This is a genomic window from Streptomyces sp. MMBL 11-1 (assembly GCF_028622875.1).
In the GTDB taxonomy this organism is placed as follows: domain Bacteria; phylum Actinomycetota; class Actinomycetes; order Streptomycetales; family Streptomycetaceae; genus Streptomyces.
In genome coordinates, this window is the sequence record NZ_CP117709.1 from 2079035 (window position 1) to 2097112 (window position 18078).

Genomic DNA, 18078 nt, shown 5'->3' on the forward strand with positions numbered 1-18078 from the left:
ACACCGACGATGCTGAAGACGTCCGCCGAGCCGGCCGAACGCGGACCCCGTCAACCGTCGCCCGTCCCGGGGCGCAGGGCGTTCAGAATCGGCCCCGCCTCCGGGGTGTGGCGGACCAGGGACGTGCTCGTCCCGCTCGCCGCCACCTTCGCCCTGTTCGCCGCGATCGTGGTCAACACCGGCCGCGGCGACTTCGCGATCTCCGTACCGGAGGTCGTCGAAGTGCTTTTGGGCGGCGGCGACTTCGCCTCCCGCATGGTGGTGCTGGACTTCCGTCTGCCACGCTCCGCCGTGGGTGCGCTGGTCGGGGCGGCGCTCGGCCTCGCCGGAGCGATCGTGCAGGGCATCTCCCGCAACCCCCTGGCCAGTCCGGACATCCTCGGTGTCACCGCCGGCGCGGGCACCGGCGCGGTCGCGGTCATCGTCCTCGGCGGGGAGTACGGCAGCGTCAGCGGCCCGCTCGCCGAGATCGGCGTACCGGCCGCCTCGGTGCTGGGAGGGCTGCTGGCCGCCGCCCTCGTCTACCTCCTGGCGGTGCGCCGCGGGCTGTCCGGATACCGGGTGCTGCTCGTCGGCGTCGGTATCCAGGCCGTGCTCTCCAGCCTGATCTCCTGGCTGCTGGTGAAGGCTTCGATCGTCGATGCGGGGCGGGCCATCCTCTGGCTGACCGGCAGCCTCAACTCCAGCACCTGGGAGAACGCCGCCGCGGTCGGCTGGGCGCTGGCCGTGCTGCTGCCCGTCGCCCTCGTCCTGTCCTTCCCCTTCGGTGCGCTGAACTTCGACGACGACACCGCCCGTGGGCTGGGCGTACGGATCAACGCGGCCCGCGCCGCACTGCTCGTGACGGCGGTACTGCTCACCGCGACCGCGACATCCGCCGCCGGGCCCGTCGCCTTCGTCGCGCTGGCCTGCCCGCAGCTCGCGGTCCGGCTGATGCGTACCGGCACGCCGCCCCTGCTCGCGTCGACCCTGCTCGGGGCGGCCGTGACGGTGTGGGCCGATGTCCTGGGCCGTACGGCCTTCGGCTCCGTCGAACTCCCCGTCGGCATCCTGACCGCGGCGCTCGGCGCCCCCTACCTTCTCTACCTGCTCGCCCGGAGCGGAAAGGCCAAAAGGACATGACGGAGACGGTCGACATGAAGGATCTCGCGGGCGCCGCCCCCGAGCGGGCAGCGGTTCGGCTCCGAGCCGAGCAGCTCACTCTGGGCTACGGCGACCGGACCGTCGTCCACGGCATCGACCTGGAGGTCCCGGACGGATCGATCACCGCGGTGATCGGCCCCAACGGGTGCGGAAAGTCCACCCTGCTGCGTTCGTTCGGGCGGCTGCTCAAGCCGACGAGCGGTCAGGTGCTGCTGGACGGCACATCGGTCCATGCCATGCCCACCAGAGAGGTGGCGGGCCTGGTCGGCCTGCTGCCGCAGTCGCCGACGGCGCCCGAGGGGCTGACCGTCGCCGATCTGGTGGCCCGTGGCCGGCACCCGCACCAGAGCTGGTACCGGCGCTGGTCCTCCGACGACGAGAAGGCCGTGGAGCGGGCGTTGCGCCGGACGGGGACGTACGAGCTGGCCGAGCGGACGCTGGACGAGCTGTCGGGCGGTCAGCGCCAGCGCGCCTGGATCGCGATGACGCTGGCCCAGGACACCGAGCTGCTGCTGCTCGACGAGCCGACCACGCACCTGGACCTGGCCCACCAGATCGACGTCCTGGAGTTGGTCGGTGAACTGCACCGGGAGACCGGCCGGACCATCGTGATGGTGCTCCACGAGCTGTCCCTGGCCGCGCGGTACGCCGACCGGCTGGTGGCGATGAAGGACGGCCGGATCGCGGCCCAGGGGGCCCCCGCCGACGTACTGACGGAGGAGCTGCTGCGGGACGTCTTCGGGCTGCGGGCCCGCGTACGTCCGGACGAGGAGAGCGGCTCCCTTCTGGTCATACCGCTCGGCCGGGACCGCGAGCCACAGGACTCCGTCGCCTGACGGTTTATCAGGACAGTGGCGCGCCCGCGAGGTTGACCCGGTCGCGCCCGCCCCGCGGCCCTGGACGCCCCTTCCCGGAAAGACGCAGGTTAGGCTAGCCTAACCTGCGTCCAGTTCACGACGAAGGGCATGACCCGCCATGCTGCGCGCCCAACTCCTCGACCGTCAGGCACGGCGCGAGTCCTCCGCTCGCACCTATGCCCGCACCCTGCCCGTGGCGCCGGCCAGGGCAGCCGGAGCCATCGTTACGGGCACCGATGGCCGTACGTACATCGACTGCCTCTCCGGGGCCGGCACCCTCGCTCTCGGGCACAACCACCCCGAGGTCATCGCGGCCCTCCAGGCAACCCTGAGCTCCGGCGCGCTGCTCCACAGCCTCGACATGATCACTCCGCAGAAGGACACCTTCACCACGGAGCTGCTCGGTCACCTCCCCGGCGGCCTGCGCGACGACGCCCGGTTGCACTTCTGCAGCCCGGCCGGAACCGACGCCGTCGAGGCCGCGCTGAAGCTCGCCCGCCAGACGACCGGGCGCCGGGGCGTCGTCGCGTTCACCGGCGCGTACCACGGCATGACGCTGGGCGCGGCCTCCGTGTCCGGCCCCGAGGGGATGCGCGCGAGCGGTCCCGCCGACGCCCAGTCCGTCACTCGTCTCCCGTACCCGTACGGCTACCGCTGCCCGTTCGGCGTCGGCGCCGAGCAGGCCGGGGTGCTCTCGGCACGGCTGCTGGAAAGCCTGATCACCGACCCGAGCAGCGGAGTGGAGAAGCCCGCCGCGGTGATCCTGGAGGTCGTCCAGGGCGAAGGCGGCGTGGTCGAGGCCCCCGACGCGTGGCTGCGGGAGGTCCGGAGGATCACCTCCGCGCACGATGTGCTCCTGATCATCGACGAGGTACAGACCGGCATCGGCCGCACCGGGCACTTCTGGGCCTGTGAACGTGCCGGAGTGACCCCCGACATCCTCGTCACGTCCAAAGCGGTGGGCGGCGGTCTGCCGCTCGCGCTCATCGCCTACCGTGCGGACCTGGACACCTGGCGGCCCGGCGCCCACACCGGCACGTTCCGGGGCAACACCCTCGCCATGGTGGCCGGGGAGATCACTCTGCGGACCGTCGCCGAGCAGGAGTTGACCGAACGTGCCGAGAAGCTGGGTGAACGCCTGCGACGAGGGCTGCGCGAACTGGCCGCCGACCACCCGGTGTTCGGCGAGGTACGTGGCCGCGGCCTCATGATCGGGGTCGAACTCGTCGACCCCGACGGCGAGGCCGGCCGTCTCGGCTCCCTCCCTCCCCACCCGGTGCTCGCGAAGGCGCTACGCGCCGCCTGCCTCGATCACGGTCTGATCCTGGAGCTCGGCGGTCGCGACGACAGCGTGCTGCGGCTGCTGCCACCGCTGATCCTCAGCGACATCGAGGCCGACTCGGTGCTGGAACGCATCGCCGACGCACTGCGCGAAGCGGAGCGCACCGCATGACGATTCCCAGCCCCGCCACCGCGGACCGGCACACCGCACACCGCCTCTCCACCGCTGTCGCGGGCGGCGCCCAAGGCCCGGGCGACCTGCGGGCCCTGACCACCGTCGTGCTCGGCGCGCTGGCCGACGGGGCTGTCGCACGCGGTGGGCCCCTGCCGGCCGGCGGCCCGGACGCGGTGACCGAGCGGGTCCTGGCCGTGTGCTCTCCCCTGCTGCCCGAGCAGGGCGTGGGCGCCGAGACCGCCCTGTACGGGCTCGTACGCGCCGTCGCCGAGGGTGCGGCCGACCCGGCCGACCCGGCCTGCGTCGCCCATCTGCACTGCCCGCCGCTCGCCGTCGCCGTGGCAGCCGACCTGGCCGCCTCCGCGCTCAACCCGTCGATGGACTCCTGGGACCAGGCTCCGGCCGCCGCGGTCATCGAGGAGCGGACCACCGCCGCACTGGCCGCGCTGGTCTACCCCGGCATGGCCGCGCCCGACGCCTTGATCACGAGCGGGGGCACCGAGTCCAACCTGGTGGCCCTGCTGCTGGCCCGCGAGCGGGCCCGCTCGGCAGGCGCCCGCTCCCTGCGGGTGCTGTGCGGGACCAACGCCCACCACAGCATCGCGCGCGCCGCGTGGATCCTCGGCCTGCCCGCCCCTGTCACCGTCGAATGCCGGGCGGGCCGGATGCTGCCCTCGGCCCTGGACCGGGCACTGCACGACACCGACGGCCTGCCGGCCCTCGTGGTGGCCACGGCCGGGACCACCGACGAAGGACTGATCGACCCGCTGCCCGAACTCGCCAGGGTCGCCGCCGCCCACGGTGCCGAACTGCATGTGGACGCGGCGTACGGAGGTCCTCTGCTGTTCAGCGACCGGCTCGCCGCACGGCTGCACGGCATCGAGTCCGCCGTGTCGGTCACCTTCGACCTGCACAAGCTCGGCTGGCAGCCGGTCGCCGCGGGCGTCCTCGCGGTCGCCGACGCCGGTACGCTCCAGCCGCTGTCGCTGACCGCCGACTACCTCAACGCGGACGACGACACCGAGGCCGGAATGCCCGACCTGCTCGGCCGTTCCATCCGCACGTCGCGCCGCCCCGACGCACTGAAGATCGCCGCCACGCTGCGCGCCCTCGGCCGGGACGGGATCGGCGCTCTCGTCGAACACTGCGTCGACACCGCCGCACAGCTCGCACGTCGCATCGATGCCGATCCCGGGCTGCGCCGCCGCCCCGGCGACATCGGCATCAGCACGGTTCTGTTCAGGCCGACCGCCGCCGACGCGCTGCCGGCCGAAGACGGCGACGCGCTTGTCGCGGGCATCCGGCGCCGGCTGATGCTCGACGGGCGTGCCGTCCTCGGCAGGGCGGTCGCCGAGGACGCCGACGGAACGCCCCGCCTGTGGCTCAAGGCCACGCTCCTGCACCCCCGGACACAGTCGGCCGAGCTCGACGTCCTGCTGAAGAGCGTCGCCGAAAGCGCATCGGCCAACGGTCCGGCAGTCGTCGGCCGGGCCGCCCCCACACGTACCGACGGAGGACCCAGATGACCCCCGGAGCCGAGTCCGCGCCCCTGGACCTGCTGGGGGTGGGCGCCGGGCCGTTCAACCTGTCCCTCGCCGCCCTTGCCGACGGAGTGCCCGGCCTGACCTCCGCCTTCCTCGAACGGCGCCAGGCCTTCAGCTGGCACCCCGGCCTGCTCATCGAAGGCGCCACCCTCCAAGTCCCCTTCCTCGCCGACCTGGTGAGCCTCATCGAGCCGGCCAGCCCGTGGTCCTTCCTCAGCTACGTCAAGGCCGGTGAGCGGCTGTTCCCGTTCTACTTCGCCGAGAAGTTCCACATCGACCGGGCCGAGTACGACGCCTACCTCCGCTGGGTCTGCGGGCAGCTGGCCTCCTGCCGCTTCGGCCATCAGGTGGACACCGTCCGCTGGAACGGCGAACGCGGCGTCTTCGAAGTGGACTTCACCCGCCTCGGCCCGGAAGGCGACGGCGAGGCGGTGGGCCGGCTGTACGCACGTAACCTGGCCCTCGGCGTCGGCACGGCGCCGCACATCCCCGAGCCGCTGCGCGATCTGGCGGACGACCCCGGCTCACTGGTCCTGCACTCCGCCGACTACCTGGCCCAGCGCGACCGGCTGCTCGCGGCCCGCCATGTCACCGTCGTCGGCTCCGGCCAGTCCGGCGCCGAGGTCCTGCTCGACCTGCTGCGGGCCCGGCCGCGTGGTGCGGAGGGGCTGACCTGGCTCGCCCGCACCCAGGCGTTCGCGCCGATGGAGTACTCCAAGATCGGCCTGGAGCAGTTCACCCCTGACTACACGCGCTACTTCCGCGGTCTGACCGAGGACACCCGCGACCGTCTGCTGCCCGCCCAGTGGCAGCTCTACAAGGGGGTCAGCGCCGAGACGCTCGGGGAGATCCACGAGGAGCTCTACCGGCGCACGATCGACGGCGGCTGGCCGGACGTGACCCTGACGCCCGGCGTCGCCGTGCAGAACGCCCACCGCGCCGGCGCACGGATCGAACTGTCCGTGGAACACGGACAGCAGGACACCCGCGCCCACCTGACCACCGACGCCGTCGTTCTGGCCACCGGCTACCGCGAGCGGTCCGTCGACTCGTTGCTCTCCCCGCTGCGGCCGTACGTCGCCCGCGACAACGCCGGGCGCCCCGAGGTCGACGAGCACCAGCGGCTCGTCCTGGACAAGGCCGTCACCGGGTCCGTCTTCGTACAGAACGCCGAACGCCACACCCACGGCGTCGGCACCCCCGACCTCGGCCTCGCCGCCTGGCGCTCCGCGGTCATCCTCAACGCGCTCACCGGCCGCGACACCTACCCGCTGCCCCGGCGCACCGCCTTCACCACCTTCGGCCTCGGCGGAAAGACCGCCGAAGGCCGTGACCACCAGCTGACCGCAAGCACCACCGTCGGAGGACGTTCGTGACCGTGCAGACATCACCGCAGGCCCACGCCTGGAACCGGGCCGGAAGCCTGATAACCGAGAAGATGCTCGGCGAACTCTCCTACGAGTACCTCTTCGAGCCGGTCGCCGACAGCGACCCGGTCACCGAGGGCGCCGACCCCGCCTGGCGCCTCGACCTGCCGGGCGACGTCACCTACCGCTTCCGGGCCCGCCACGGCGCCTTCCGCTGCTGGGTCGTCACTCCCGGCTCCGCCACCCGCCACACCGCCGACGGCCACGGGCCGGCCGACGACCCGCGCATCCTGGTCACGGACGCCCGGACCGTCCTCGGCCTCGGCGGCATGCGCCTCGCCGACGTGCTCAGCGAGCTCACCGCCACCGTCTCCAACGAGGCCATGCGCCTGGACCGGCCCATCACGGCGGCCGAGCTGGCGGCCCTCCCCTACGACCTGGCCGACGGCCACCTCACCGGCCACCCCCGCATCGTCGTGAACAAGGGGCGCGTCGGGTTCTCCGCCGCCGACCGCGCCCGCCTCGCCCCCGAGGCGCGCAACCCGTTCGCCGTGCGCTGGACCGCCGTCCACCGCGACCTCGCCAGCTTCCGCTCCGTCGCCGGCCTCGACGAGAACACCCTGCTCGCCGAGGAGCTCGACGAGTCGACCCGCCAGGCGTTCGCCGAGCGCCTCGCCGCCGTCGGCGGGGACCCCGCCGACTACGTCTGGATGCCCATCCACCCCTGGCAGTGGGACGAGATCGTCGGCACCCTGTACGCCGCGGAGATCGCCACCGGAAGCATCGTGCTCCTCGGCGACTCGTCCGACACGTACGTGCCGCACCAGACCGTGCGTACCCTCGCCAACGTCAGCCACCCCACCCGGCGTGACGTCAAGACGGCCTGCTCCGTACGGAACACCCTCGTCTACCGGGGGCTGAACTCCGCCGCCACACTCGCGGGGCCCGCCGTCACCGAGTGGCTGCTGTCGATCCACGAGAACGACGAACTGCTGCGCGACGAGTACCGCTTCGACCTCCTCGGTGAGGTCGCCGCCGTCTCCGTCAAGCACCCGCTCTTCAGCTCTCTCGAAGAGCTGCCCTACCGCTTCCACGAGACCCTCGGCGTCCTGTGGCGCGAGCCGCTGCGCACCCGCGTCGGCGAGAACGAACGGGCCATCTCCCTCGCCACCCTCCCGTACCGCGACCACGAGGGCGCAAGCGTCGTCGCACACCTGATCCGTACGTCGGGCATGACCCCCGAGGACTGGTTCGGCAAGCTGTACGACCTCATCCTCACCCCGCTGCTGCACTGGCTCTACCGCTACGGCGTCGCCTACTGCCCGCACAGTCAGAACCTCGTCCTCATCACCGACCCGGACGGCCGCCCCCTCCGCGTCATGATCAAGGACTTCGCGCAGGGCGTGGATCTCGTCGACGCCGACCTGCCCGTCCACGACACCCTGGCGGAGGAGGCGCGCAAGGACATGCTGCGCTGGCCGGCCCCGCTGATGGCCCAGTCGCTGTTCTCGTCCGTCTTCTCCGGCCAGATCCGGTTCCTCGCCGAGATCGCCCACGACGACTTCGGTTACTCACGCCCCCAGATGTGGGAACAGGTCCGCACCATCATCCGCGCGTACGCCGACCGCTTCCCCGAGGACGCCAAGCGCTACCCGGACCTGGACCTGTTCGCCCCGGACGTGGAACGCGTCTGCCTGAACCGCGAGCACCTCGCGGGCGAGGGCTTCGAACGCGTCGACCGCGACGAGGAGTTCGACGTCCGCTTCGGCCGCGTCCCCAATCCGCTGTCCGCCCCGGACCCGGAAGGCGCCTGGTGACAGGCGACCAGCGGCCGGCCGCCGCCTTCTGGCAGCGGCCGGCCGGCCCCAGGGCCCTCGCGGACCGCGCCGAGGCCGGAGACCGCATACGGGCGGCGTTCGCCGGCCGGTCGCCGGACCGGCTGACGCTGCTCGCACCGGACCCGCACGGCCGGTTCGCGGCCGTCGACCTCGACGGCGGATTCGCCCTCGACTCCGTGTTCGACGGTGGCTACGGCGCCTGCACCTACCTCTTCGCCTGGACCGTCGAACGCGGCACCGTGCCCGCCCCCGAGCTCCAGCGCTACTACGAGACGTACGGCGATCTCGTCCTCCACCCCGACCCGGCCACCCTCACACCCCAGCCCGGTGAGGACGGCAGCTGGTACGTGGTCTGCGACGCGGCCTGGCCCGACGGCACTCCCGTCGACGTCGCCCCGCGTACGGCGCTGCGCACCCGGCTCGCGGCGGCCGAGGAGCTCGGCATCGTCCCGTCCGTCGGGCTCGAACACGAAGTCACCTTCTACCGCGCGGACGGGACACCGCTCACCTCGCACGGCATCGACTACGCCCTCGGCGGCACCGAACCCCTCGCTCCCCTGCTGCGTGACGTGCGCGGCACGCTCCGCGAGGCGGCACTCGGGGTGGAGTCCGCGCGCGCCGAATGCCACCCGGGCCAGTACGAGATCGTCCTGCGGCACCGTGACGCGCTGGCGGCCTGCGACGACGCCATGATCCAGCAGACACTCGTCAGGCAGGCCGCGGCACGGCACTCCGTCAGCGCCTCCTACCTGGCCGCCGAAGGACCGGGGCAGGGCAGTTCCTGCCACGTCCACCTCTCCCTCAACAGCCTGGAGGGCCACAATCTCGGAGCCGACGACGCCGACCCCCGGAGCCCCAGCCGTCTTCTCGGTTCGTTCCTCGCCGGAGTGCTGCGTGCCGCCTCCGACCTGACCCCCGTCTGGGCGCCCACCACGAATTCCTACGTCCGCCTGCGCACCGGGGACTTCGCGCCCACACAGGTGCGCTGGGGCGCCGACGACCGCACGGCCGCCGTACGCCTCGCCGGACACGGGCCCTCACTCCGCCTGGAATGCCGGTTTCCCGGAGCCGACGCGCAGCCGCACCTCGTCGTCGCGGCACTGCTGGCCGCCGGGCTGTCGGGCATCGAGGACGACCTGCCCACACCGCCGGCCGGGGAGACCCTCGACCGGCTCGCCACCACCCCCTGGCAGGCACTGGAGCGCTTCTCGACGTCCAAGCTGGCGGCCCGCCTCCTGGGTGAGGAGTTCGTCGCCCACTACGCGGCGCTGTTCGGTTCCGAACTCGATGCCTGGTGCGAGACCGTCACCGACTGGCAGCGCAGGCGTGGGGCCCTGAGGTCATGACCACCACAGCCCCCGCACCGGAGCGCCCGGCGAGCCCCTTCAAGGAGCTCGCCGGGGCTCCGGCCCTGCTGTCGCTGCTCGGCTGGAGCCTCGTCGGCCGCCTCCACCTGTCGGCGACCCTCGTCGCACTCCTCGTCGTCGCCGCCGACAACACCGGCTCCTACGCCACCGCCGGCTTGGTCACCGGCGCGCTCGTGCTCGGCCAGGGCATCACCGGGCCGCTGCGCGGCCGTACGGTCGACCGGCGCCCCGCAGCCCGCATCCTCGTCTGGACCTCCCTGCTGTACGGGGCGGGGCTCGCCGCCCTCGCCGCCGTGCCCGAGGCCGCCGGCTGGCAGGCCCTGGCCGGTGCGGCCTTCGTCGTCGGCCTGGCCTGCCCGCCCTCCACCCAGGTCTCGCGCTGCAAGGTGGCCCAGCTCGCCGAAGGCACCCTGCGCCAGCGCGCGTACAACCTCCAGGCCACCGTCAACGAACTGGTCCTGGTCACCGGCCCCGGAGCCGCTTCCCTGTGCATCGCCCTCGTCGGCGCCCGCGCCTCCGTCGCCGCCTGCGGAGCGCTCGCCGCACTCGGCGGGCTCGGTCTCGCACGCGCCGTACGCCGCGCCGGGGTCGACGCTCCGCCCGCCCGTACGGGCGGAGCGGAAGCGGGTGACACGTCCTCGCTCGCCCGCAGGTCGCTGCTGCGCAACCCCGCGGCGGTAAGGGCCATCGCCGCCGTCACCGTCCTCATCGCCGGATTCTCGGTCGTCGACTTCATCCTGATCTCCTGGTCACACGCGCGCGGGGCCCCCGAACTCGGTGGGCTCCTCACCGGCGTGTGGGCCATCAGCTCAGCCGCCGGTGGACTCGCCGCCACGTTCTGGCTCACCGGCACCGCCGTACTGTGGCGCCGGCTCGTGCTCGTCACCGTCGGCGTCGCCCTGCTGCTCCCCGCACTCTCCGAACGGCTCGGCGGCGGCACCGCGTGGACCGTCGCCGCGGCCCTGGCCCTCGGCGGCGCCGTCATCCCGCCCGCGCTCGCCGCCCTCTACGACAGCGTCGCCGAGTTCGCGGGCGACGCGCACCGCGCCGAGGCGTTCGGCTGGATCGCCGCCACGACCACGGCTGCGTCCGCCGTGGCCAATCCGGTCGCCGGAGCCGTCCTCGACCGCTGGGGAGCGATGGCGGCGGCAACCATCGCGCTCACCGCGTGTTGCCTCGCCACCGCACTGATCACCGGACAGCGAAGGACCAAGAGCCTGACAGAACACATGAGTTGAGCGACCTCCCCGAGCAGGTCCGCCCGATCCGAGCCGCGCTGCCCCGGCACCGCACCGCCCGTACCGGCGACGCTTTCCTGCCACGGCACGGTCACTCTTTCGGTTGTCCCTGGCCGCGTATGACGACCCGTTGTCCCCATGGAGGGGAAGATCGCCTTGGCTGGCCGAGGGTCAGCACTGATGCCGAGGAGGCAAGCATGCATGCGATCGAAGAGCGGGTGAAGAAGGTCATCGCGGCACAGCTCGATGTCGAGGAAGAGGCGGTGACTTCCTCCAAGCACCTCGTCAATGACTTCGGAGCAGATGCCCTTGCGATGAACGAAGTCATCACGGGCCTCGAAACGGAGTTCCAGATGGTGCTCTCCGACGAGGAGGTTGAGAAGATCACCACGGTCCAGGGGGCCATCGATTGCGTCAGGCTTGTCGTAACAGGAGAGTAAGGGCGTCGGTGAACCCGGGCACCGCGCTGCGTCGTTCAACCCCGGCAGGAATGCCGTGGGGGCCACATACGGGTCGACGTGGGTGCGACGAGCCACCTGGACCGACACGGGTGCGATGACGTTCATCGCCGACGTCCGAGGTAGTGGCCAGCGCGCATGCGCGCTGGCCGGGGCCGCGCCGGATGGCCGGCCCCCCCTCCGCTGCCGCCGGCCGGCGGGCGGCAGCGTGCAGGACGGAAAGGCAAGAGCGGTTGCGGTTGCGGTTGCGGTTGCGGTTTGCGGCGAGTCCCCAGGCTGAGATCGACCCCTCACATCGCCGCTGCTCCCACGGCCGACGCGACGCATCAGTTCCAGGACTGGCCGATATTCCCCTGAAGGATGCGCCATTTATCGTTGCTCTGATAAAAGTCGGCGTTCGTCTGGCAGGCGGCGAAGTCCGCTTGCTGACTGCCGGCATGTGAAGGGACGGCGACTTCCCCGGTGGCGACATGGGGGCCGGCCTTGATGGCGTAGCCGAAGGACTTCAGGTTTCCCAGCTCCCGCCCGTACACCTTCAATCGCTGGCCATCATGAATGTTTCCCTGTCGCCGCTGGGAAGCGAGATAGAAGTTGACGCCCGCGTGGACGCCGCCGAGCAGCCATGCGTCGTTCACCAGGATCGACCATCTGTCCGTGTTGAGGATCGTGCCGGAGTCGGTGCCTGCGTTCTGAGAAATGGTCTGAAGGTTTTCTCTCAAAATGTCGTCGATACCGGCCCCTCGGGGCGCGTTCCCCTCAGCCGGTCGTAGGCCGCCCGCGATCAGCCCGTCGATGGCGTTGGTCTGACACGCCCTTCGCGTGTTGTCGTAGACCAGCCAGGCCACGTTCACCCGCGTCCGGTCGAATGCACTCCTTCCGTTGATCTGATCGGTCCCGGCCGCCTCGTAGAGGTGCCGCGCAGCGGCTGCGGCATCCGCGAAATCACTCTTGTTGCTCCAGGTCATGATGAGACTCTGACCAGCCAGAATGCGGCAGGCCAGGCAGGGAAGGCGGGCTCACTCGTTCGGGGGATGAAAAAGCGTTTCTCCAACGGCGCGTGCCCCAGCGCACGCCGGGATACGTGGAGGCGCGCTTTCGCGCGACGAGCGACGAGCGCCGAGCGCCGAGAGGAGCAGGTGCGGGCTGCTGCGGCAGACACACGCGAGCTGACCGAGCCGCCCACCGCCGCCCGGCCGCTTTCTCCGCGCTGCACCAGGACGTTGAGCGTCGGTCCGGGCGGGTCAGACGTCTTCGGGTGTGCCGAGGACGCGGCAGAGCCCGGACACCGAGGTGGCGAGCACGGTCAGGGCGGGCGGGGCGTCGGGGCCGAGGCTGTCAGGTCGGGGAGCGCGGGCGACGAGGCGCGGATCGACGGTTGGCCCGCCTGCGCACCATGTGCACACCGCCGCGGCCAGGTCTTCCACGGCCCGGACCGCTTCGGCGGTGGCCGGGTGGCCGGGTGCCTCGGCGGAGAGCTGCTCGGCGCGGCGGTAGAGGCTCGGCAGGTATCTCCAGGCTGCGACGGCCCGTTGGGCCGGCGCAGAGTATCGGTCGCTGTCGGTGGCCGATGGGACACGTGTGAGTGCGGCGGCGACGAGATCGTCGGCGAGCGGGCTGGGGCCGGGCCGGGTGGTCAGATGGACGGTGGCCGTCATGGTCGCGGTGGCGGTGGTCGCCGCGACCGTGGGGCGCAGGACGCCGTCCGGCCCGGGTGGTGCCGGAATGGTCAGCTGAAAGGTGATGCGAGCTGACTCCACGTTGTAGAGGGGCCACCCGAGGAGGTCGGCGAGGGCGATGTGCAGGGCGCTGCGGGCCGGGCCGACAGCAGCCGCCATGTGCGCGACGGGCTGCGGGTGGCCGTCGTCGTCGGACGTGAGCAGATGTCGGGCCGCGCTCACCAGCCCGGCACCCACGGCGCCGACTTGCCCGTCCAGCACCGTGCGGCAGGCCTGGGCGAGCAGTGCGGCCAGGGGCGCGGCCTGCCCCGGGCCCTCCTCGCCTTCCGCGCGCAGCGCGGGGGCCCGACCCGTGCCCGTATCGCTTGCGCAGGTCACGAGCTTCCCACGGAGACCACCTCGGTCACTGGGTGGCTTTCGACGTCGATGACGTATTCCCAGATCTGACGGGCCGTCTTGTTCCAGCTCTCGGCGGCACTGTTCCAGGCGTCTGCAGAAGGCTTGAGATTTCCGGCGGCCCGGTTGACGCTGTCGATTTCCTGGTTGTACAGCGTGAGACATTCGTCCACGGATCTGAAGGGGGTCTCATTCTCCAGAACGGACTGGGCGCTACCCCACCCTTCTTCGGCGAGGCCGCAGGCCGTGTTGACGCTTTCCGTCTTGACGGCGGCCAGAAGAGGATCGGTCAGATCCTCGAGCTTGAGCGTCAATTCCATGCAGGTCGCTTCCAGCTCGTCGGCGGTCATCCGGCCGGCGCGGAAGTCATCCGGTACCGCTTGGGGCACCAGCGCGTCCCATACCTGCTGTGCGGCTGTGGCCGCATTGTCCTGCACGGGCCAGAAACCGCGAACCTGCGCGGACGGGCCCCACATCTCCCGGATCTCCCCAGCGGTCTCGTTGTAACGCTTCAGAGTTTCCGCGACGGCCGTCGGGTCCTCGTACGTGTGAGCGATGCAGCCCTGCGCGACAGCCCCTTCGAGCTGGTGAAGTCGCTCGGGCAGACCCGTCAACCTCGGCGGAGCAGCAGCGAGCGCAGCCACGGCGGCCTCGAACCGGATACGCAGCTGATCGACGGTCGGCGGCCCGAATTCGGCGACCGGCTCACCCGGCAGGAGGGCATTCCACACGGCCCGGGCGGTGGCGAGGAATGTCCGTCGCAGCCGCGTCAGTTCCTCCGACTCGGTATGCCGATCAACCCAGTCCAGGCCCCCGCATCGGTCGTTCCAGTTCTGGTGGAGCCCGGGAATCTTCTCCGGCTGCCCGTCGCGGAAGGCGCTCACGGCATCCGTGACGCTCTCCTTCAACTGCCACACCTGCTGCAGCCATCCGTGCACCCCTTCGCCCTGCCCCGTGGTGCCGTCCTTGTCGACGGCATCGATCAACGCGGTGGCGGCCTCGCGAAACGGATCAGCCCGGCCCAGGACCTGGTACCAGACGCTGTCACGGTCGCTGACCGCCGCGTCCAGCAGTTGTGAGAGCCGGCTGCTGCCCAGCAGATCGCGCTGCTTGAGGGTGGACTCGATGGTCATGACGGCATTGCTGTCGTTCTTGTGGACGATGCGTCCCTTCAGCGTGGGCGTTGCCGTCTCCGCCGCCGGTGTCCCCCCGCCCGTGGCGGCGGTATCGGTGGGCCCGGTCTCGGTGCCCTGGCTGATCAGTTGCAGGCTCATACTGATCTCGGCCTTGTCGATGCTGATGACCGGCGGGTTGATCAGTGACAGCAGCGGCACGGTGGCATGCACGGTGCGCACCTGTGGGCCGGCTTCCGTCGCCTCGGTGTGCTGGTAGGCGAAGCGGAACGGCTTCGCGGTGCCGTCCTTCTCGAATCCGAGATCCCGGACCAGTTCGACCGCTTCGCGTGCGGCGAGGCCCTGTCCGTGTACCACCGCCTCGTAGGCCGCGCCGAGCAGCGCGCTGACCGGGACATCGTCGTCGCTCATCGCTCGCCCCCCACAGGTCCCGCCGGGACGATGTGATGGCGGCCGTTCACTTCGAGCCGCTCCACCGGCTGGCTGCGAACGGTGAACGAGACGGTGTTCACGTGTTTGGCGTCGGCGAGGGCCTGCTGGTCGACGGCGATACGGACGTCTGCCTCGGAGGAGTCGGAGGAGTCGGAGGGAGCGGATGAGGCGGAGGGAGCGACCTGATCGGCCACGAAGGAGACGGTGAAGGATACCTTGTCGATGGCCATCTGCGGCTGGATTCCCACACAGTCGCCGGCCGGCGTCTGGGACTGGCGTACGGTCTGGTCGGCTTCGGCGACGGCTTGCTGCAGGCCCTGCAGCAGGCGACGCATCGTCAACTCACTCATGTTGTTGTTCCTTGGTTGGATGATCCCGGCTCGCATCCTCATGGCTGCGCCGGCAGAGACCATTGCCTCCCCCGGTGGCGGAGGGGTGCCCGAGCGGGGAACGCGAGGAGTGGGCCGGCGCGGCAGGCAGGACCACGGGGTGGCTCGGGCGCCGTCTGCTGATGGCGGCCGGGGCGGCACTGGGGCCGGGACGGGGCAGTGCCGCCCCCGGATGCTCGGAGGACGGGCGTATGAGGATGCGGCGCCGGTGGACCGGGCGCCGGGATCCGTCGAATCCGTCGAATCGGTCAGTGCGTCTAGGTGCTGGCCTGATTGACGGTGACGGCGTTGTCGGTCAGCATCGTCAGAATCTTCTCCATGCCGGCCGGCATCGGTCCTTGCTCGGCCTCCACATGAACCGACATCGACGCACTGCGGGTGACCGATTCCGAACTCGAACTGCTGGAGTCGTAGCTGGCCTTGACCGAGGCGGAGATACCCCAGAAGCCGCCGCTCGCCGACGCCTCACCTCCGAGTTTACTGTCCTGCTTCTTGGTCGAGACCGAGTCGATCTTCACGTTGAAGTCGAGTGTCACTTTGGAGAGTTGCAGATAGGGGATCGGTACCACAGAGAGGAGAGGGACCGCGACATCCGTCTTCACCTCCTTCTTCCCCGTGGTGCCGTTGACGTTCGTGGGTTCCGTCGAGTTGTAGGAGAACGCGACCGTCTTGACACCACCGGTCGCGTCGAAGCCGACCTTGTTGATGAACTCCGCGGTCTCGCTCGCGGCCATCGCACTGGCGCGGATGACCCCCTGCAGCGGTCCCCCGATGATCTGCTCGAACGGCAGTGACAGTTCCGCCCCCAGATCGACCGGGGGAGGCGGCGCGTCCTCGCCCGGCATGAGCGGGACGTCCGGCAGGGAGAGTCCGGAGTCCGCGCTTCCGGGTCCGACCGGGGCCGGCTTCCCGGCCGTCGCCTTCGACGTCGTGGTTCCCTCCCTCGCCTCCTGCGCCGCCCTCTTCGCAGGCGCGGTCTTCTTCGTCGGCGCTGTCCTCTTCGCAGACGCTGTCTTCTTCGTCTCCGCCATCAGCCACTCCCTCGACCAGGTACTGGATCTTGAAGAGATCCTTTACGGCTCCCGCCCGCCCTCCCTCCCGACACGCAGAGCCCCGCGAAAGTCGTACAGGGCACGCGTCGACCACATCCGGCGCACCGCCCGCCACCGGCCGTCGGGCTCGCCCGTCATGGCGAAGCCCCCGCTTGGTCGGTACGGTTCACGGTGGTCGTCCGACCGGCGTGTGGCGGGGGCCGGCGTTGGGCAAACCCCGGCCGGCTGCGGCGAACTGCTGCTTCAGCAGCCGCTCGGACACCACCGCACCACCGCCTTGTGGCCCTCGGCTGTCTGCCGGAAGGCAGGCCCGACCGGTCCTGGCCCCCGGCAAGCAGCGGCACTCGCCCACCTGACTCGGCCGCCCGGTCCCGCGCGGCCGGCCCGGCAGCCGCGGGGGGCCAGGCGGTGGTCAGGCGAGGGGTTCCAGCCTCATGTCGGCGGGACCCTTGCCGGCGGTGTTGGTGCAGCGGTTGTCATCGGCCGGCCGCTGGAGCTGGAGGGTCAGGCAGGTGCCGAGGGCCTGCTGGCCGAAGGAGTTCGGGTGCAGGGACTCCTGGCGCTGGCCCTGGCTGACGCCGGTGGTCACGAAGCGCATCCACTCGCTGGTCTCGCCGGTGGGCGGGTGGACGAGGTCAGCCTGCCGGGTGGTGGTGGAGCATACTTCGCGCCCCTCGAAAGAACGGGACAGGTCGAGGAACTCGGCCCCACCGTCCTGGGCCGCCTTGGCGAGGACCGCGCTCATCTGCGGGACCAGTTCATCGTGCGCCCAGGTGAGATCCCGGTCGAAGAAGGGGCAGCCGCCATCGGTGAAGCGGTTGTACTTCTCGCCCGTGTAGCGCATCCGGGGGGCGTCGGGCAGCGGAGAGGGGTAGGACTGCAGGACCAGCCGGTAGGAGCCGACCGGGTGGCCGGCCCGGCCGAGGGCGGTCTTGACGTCGGCGAGAGCGTTCACAGCAGCCTGCCACACATCGGGGAGCCGCTTCTTGACCTGCTCGGCGGCGCTGGGCGCGCAGGGGGAGCCACCGACGGGCTTGAGGAAGCGGGTCACGCAGGAGGCGATGATGTCGGAGAAACCCAGGTCGTTGCCGCCGATCGACACCACCACCGCGCGCACCGGCTGCCCGGTCGCCGCCTCTTGGAGCTGCCCGGCCTGTGAGGGCTCACCCTTGAACGGCACGCCACCGTTCTCCAGCAGCCGCACCGCCGCGGCCGTCGCGCCCGAGCAGGCGAGGTTGAGGCGGCGGACATCCAGCGTGACGGACTGGACCTCGGAAACATCGGAGCGGTTGCATCCGTTGTCGAACGACGCCCCGTACACGCGCTGCGGATCGCTCCTGCCGGTCACCGGGTCGTGGGCCCGGTCGGTGTGAGACCAGCCATCCCCGGCCTTGTTGCTGTTACCGGCCCACCGGCCGCCCTCGCCAGAGATGTAACTGTCGCCCAGGGAGACCACCCACGGCGCATCGGCCGCAGCCCGCTCACCTCCTGACGCATCCGCAGGCGCCATGCCCGCCATACTCGCTGCGCACACGGCGGCAGCCGCAACCGTCATTGCCCTACGGCACCAAGAAGAGGAAAAGGTCATGCCGGGTAGAAGCCAGCAGGGTGACGTAAAGGCACGGGCTGCGCACGTTTTGCATCCGAACGGATCAAACGAGACCTGTTCCGGTGCCGGCGCCCCCACAGCACGGCCCGCGACGGCGCTTGCGAGACTTCTGGCCGACGAAGC

At 71.1% G+C, this 18078-nt stretch carries 15 protein-coding genes; 9 read left to right on the forward strand and 6 right to left on the reverse strand.

What is annotated here, in order from left to right; genetic code table 11:
• Positions 1-9 precede the first annotated feature (9 nt).
• The 9 genes from PSQ21_RS08950 to PSQ21_RS08990 all read left to right on the forward strand — a co-directional run bounded on the left by PSQ21_RS08950 (position 10) and on the right by PSQ21_RS08990 (position 11250).
• On the forward strand, positions 10-1122 hold the full coding sequence (locus PSQ21_RS08950) for a FecCD family ABC transporter permease (protein WP_274029907.1): 1113 nt from the start codon (positions 10-12) through the stop codon (positions 1120-1122).
• On the forward strand, positions 1119-1979 hold the full coding sequence (locus PSQ21_RS08955; RefSeq protein ID WP_274029908.1) for an ABC transporter ATP-binding protein: 861 nt from the start codon (positions 1119-1121) through the stop codon (positions 1977-1979). The genes PSQ21_RS08950 and PSQ21_RS08955 overlap by 4 nt, the downstream gene beginning before the upstream one ends.
• A gap of 139 nt (positions 1980-2118) precedes the next feature.
• Positions 2119-3453 carry a diaminobutyrate--2-oxoglutarate transaminase family protein gene (locus PSQ21_RS08960; protein ID WP_274029909.1) on the forward strand — a complete coding sequence of 445 codons (1335 nt, stop codon included), beginning with the start codon at positions 2119-2121 and terminating at the stop codon, positions 3451-3453.
• Positions 3450-4982, forward strand: coding sequence for a pyridoxal phosphate-dependent decarboxylase family protein (locus tag PSQ21_RS08965; RefSeq protein WP_274029910.1), 1533 nt, complete (start codon positions 3450-3452; stop codon positions 4980-4982). The genes PSQ21_RS08960 and PSQ21_RS08965 overlap by 4 nt, the downstream gene beginning before the upstream one ends.
• Positions 4979-6376 carry a lysine N(6)-hydroxylase/L-ornithine N(5)-oxygenase family protein gene (locus tag PSQ21_RS08970; RefSeq protein WP_274029911.1) on the forward strand — a complete coding sequence of 466 codons (1398 nt, stop codon included), beginning with the start codon at positions 4979-4981 and terminating at the stop codon, positions 6374-6376. The genes PSQ21_RS08965 and PSQ21_RS08970 overlap by 4 nt, the downstream gene beginning before the upstream one ends.
• Entirely contained in the window at positions 6373-8184 is a 1812-nt protein-coding gene (locus PSQ21_RS08975; RefSeq protein ID WP_274029912.1) for an IucA/IucC family protein, read from the forward strand. Before PSQ21_RS08970 ends, PSQ21_RS08975 begins: the two co-directional genes overlap by 4 nt.
• A complete protein-coding gene (locus PSQ21_RS08980; protein ID WP_274029913.1) occupies positions 8181-9551 on the forward strand; it encodes a glutamine synthetase family protein in 1371 nt (456 codons plus the stop codon). Before PSQ21_RS08975 ends, PSQ21_RS08980 begins: the two co-directional genes overlap by 4 nt.
• Positions 9548-10810 (forward strand): MFS transporter, encoded by a 1263-nt coding sequence (locus tag PSQ21_RS08985; protein ID WP_274029914.1) that lies wholly within the window; start codon positions 9548-9550, stop codon positions 10808-10810. The genes PSQ21_RS08980 and PSQ21_RS08985 overlap by 4 nt, the downstream gene beginning before the upstream one ends.
• 197 nt (positions 10811-11007) lie before the next feature.
• Positions 11008-11250 carry an acyl carrier protein gene (locus tag PSQ21_RS08990; RefSeq protein ID WP_274029915.1) on the forward strand — a complete coding sequence of 81 codons (243 nt, stop codon included), beginning with the start codon at positions 11008-11010 and terminating at the stop codon, positions 11248-11250.
• A 344-nt stretch (positions 11251-11594) separates the two neighbouring features.
• Here PSQ21_RS08990 and PSQ21_RS08995 read toward each other — a convergent pair whose 3' ends face one another.
• From PSQ21_RS08995 to PSQ21_RS09020, 6 genes are all read right to left on the reverse strand, one after another.
• Positions 11595-12233, reverse strand: coding sequence for a hypothetical protein (locus tag PSQ21_RS08995; protein ID WP_274029916.1), 639 nt, complete (start codon positions 12231-12233; stop codon positions 11595-11597).
• A 276-nt stretch (positions 12234-12509) separates the two neighbouring features.
• On the reverse strand, positions 12510-13322 hold the full coding sequence (locus PSQ21_RS09000) for a hypothetical protein (protein WP_274029917.1): 813 nt from the start codon (positions 13320-13322) through the stop codon (positions 12510-12512).
• Positions 13319-14884, reverse strand: coding sequence for a DUF2589 domain-containing protein (locus tag PSQ21_RS09005; RefSeq protein WP_274029918.1), 1566 nt, complete (start codon positions 14882-14884; stop codon positions 13319-13321). The genes PSQ21_RS09000 and PSQ21_RS09005 overlap by 4 nt, the downstream gene beginning before the upstream one ends.
• A complete protein-coding gene (locus PSQ21_RS09010) occupies positions 14881-15255 on the reverse strand; it encodes a hypothetical protein (protein WP_274029919.1) in 375 nt (124 codons plus the stop codon). Before PSQ21_RS09010 ends, PSQ21_RS09005 begins: the two co-directional genes overlap by 4 nt.
• 296 nt (positions 15256-15551) lie before the next feature.
• A complete protein-coding gene (locus PSQ21_RS09015; protein WP_274029920.1) occupies positions 15552-16325 on the reverse strand; it encodes a DUF2589 domain-containing protein in 774 nt (257 codons plus the stop codon).
• 433 nt (positions 16326-16758) lie between these two features.
• Positions 16759-17856, reverse strand: coding sequence for a GDSL-type esterase/lipase family protein (locus tag PSQ21_RS09020; protein WP_274029921.1), 1098 nt, complete (start codon positions 17854-17856; stop codon positions 16759-16761).
• Positions 17857-18078 lie beyond the last annotated feature (222 nt).

Excerpts from the sequence above, each read along its gene's own strand:
- PSQ21_RS09020 (WP_274029921.1), bottom strand. The coding sequence starts at position 17,856 with ATGGCGCCTGCGGATGCGTCAGGAGGTGAGCGGGCTGCGGCCGATGCG.
- PSQ21_RS09010 (WP_274029919.1), bottom strand. The coding sequence starts at position 15,255 with ATGAGTGAGTTGACGATGCGTCGCCTGCTGCAGGGCCTGCAGCAAGCC.
- PSQ21_RS08950 (WP_274029907.1), top strand. The coding sequence starts at position 10 with ATGCTGAAGACGTCCGCCGAGCCGGCCGAACGCGGACCCCGTCAACCG.
- PSQ21_RS09005 (WP_274029918.1), bottom strand. The coding sequence starts at position 14,884 with ATGAGCGACGACGATGTCCCGGTCAGCGCGCTGCTCGGCGCGGCCTAC.
- PSQ21_RS08955 (WP_274029908.1), top strand. The coding sequence starts at position 1,119 with ATGACGGAGACGGTCGACATGAAGGATCTCGCGGGCGCCGCCCCCGAG.
- PSQ21_RS09015 (WP_274029920.1), bottom strand. The coding sequence starts at position 16,325 with ATGGCGGAGACGAAGAAGACAGCGTCTGCGAAGAGGACAGCGCCGACG.
- PSQ21_RS08995 (WP_274029916.1), bottom strand. The coding sequence starts at position 12,233 with ATGACCTGGAGCAACAAGAGTGATTTCGCGGATGCCGCAGCCGCTGCG.
- PSQ21_RS08990 (WP_274029915.1), top strand. The coding sequence starts at position 11,008 with ATGCATGCGATCGAAGAGCGGGTGAAGAAGGTCATCGCGGCACAGCTC.
- PSQ21_RS08960 (WP_274029909.1), top strand. The coding sequence starts at position 2,119 with ATGCTGCGCGCCCAACTCCTCGACCGTCAGGCACGGCGCGAGTCCTCC.
- PSQ21_RS08965 (WP_274029910.1), top strand. The coding sequence starts at position 3,450 with ATGACGATTCCCAGCCCCGCCACCGCGGACCGGCACACCGCACACCGC.
- PSQ21_RS08985 (WP_274029914.1), top strand. The coding sequence starts at position 9,548 with ATGACCACCACAGCCCCCGCACCGGAGCGCCCGGCGAGCCCCTTCAAG.
- PSQ21_RS08970 (WP_274029911.1), top strand. The coding sequence starts at position 4,979 with ATGACCCCCGGAGCCGAGTCCGCGCCCCTGGACCTGCTGGGGGTGGGC.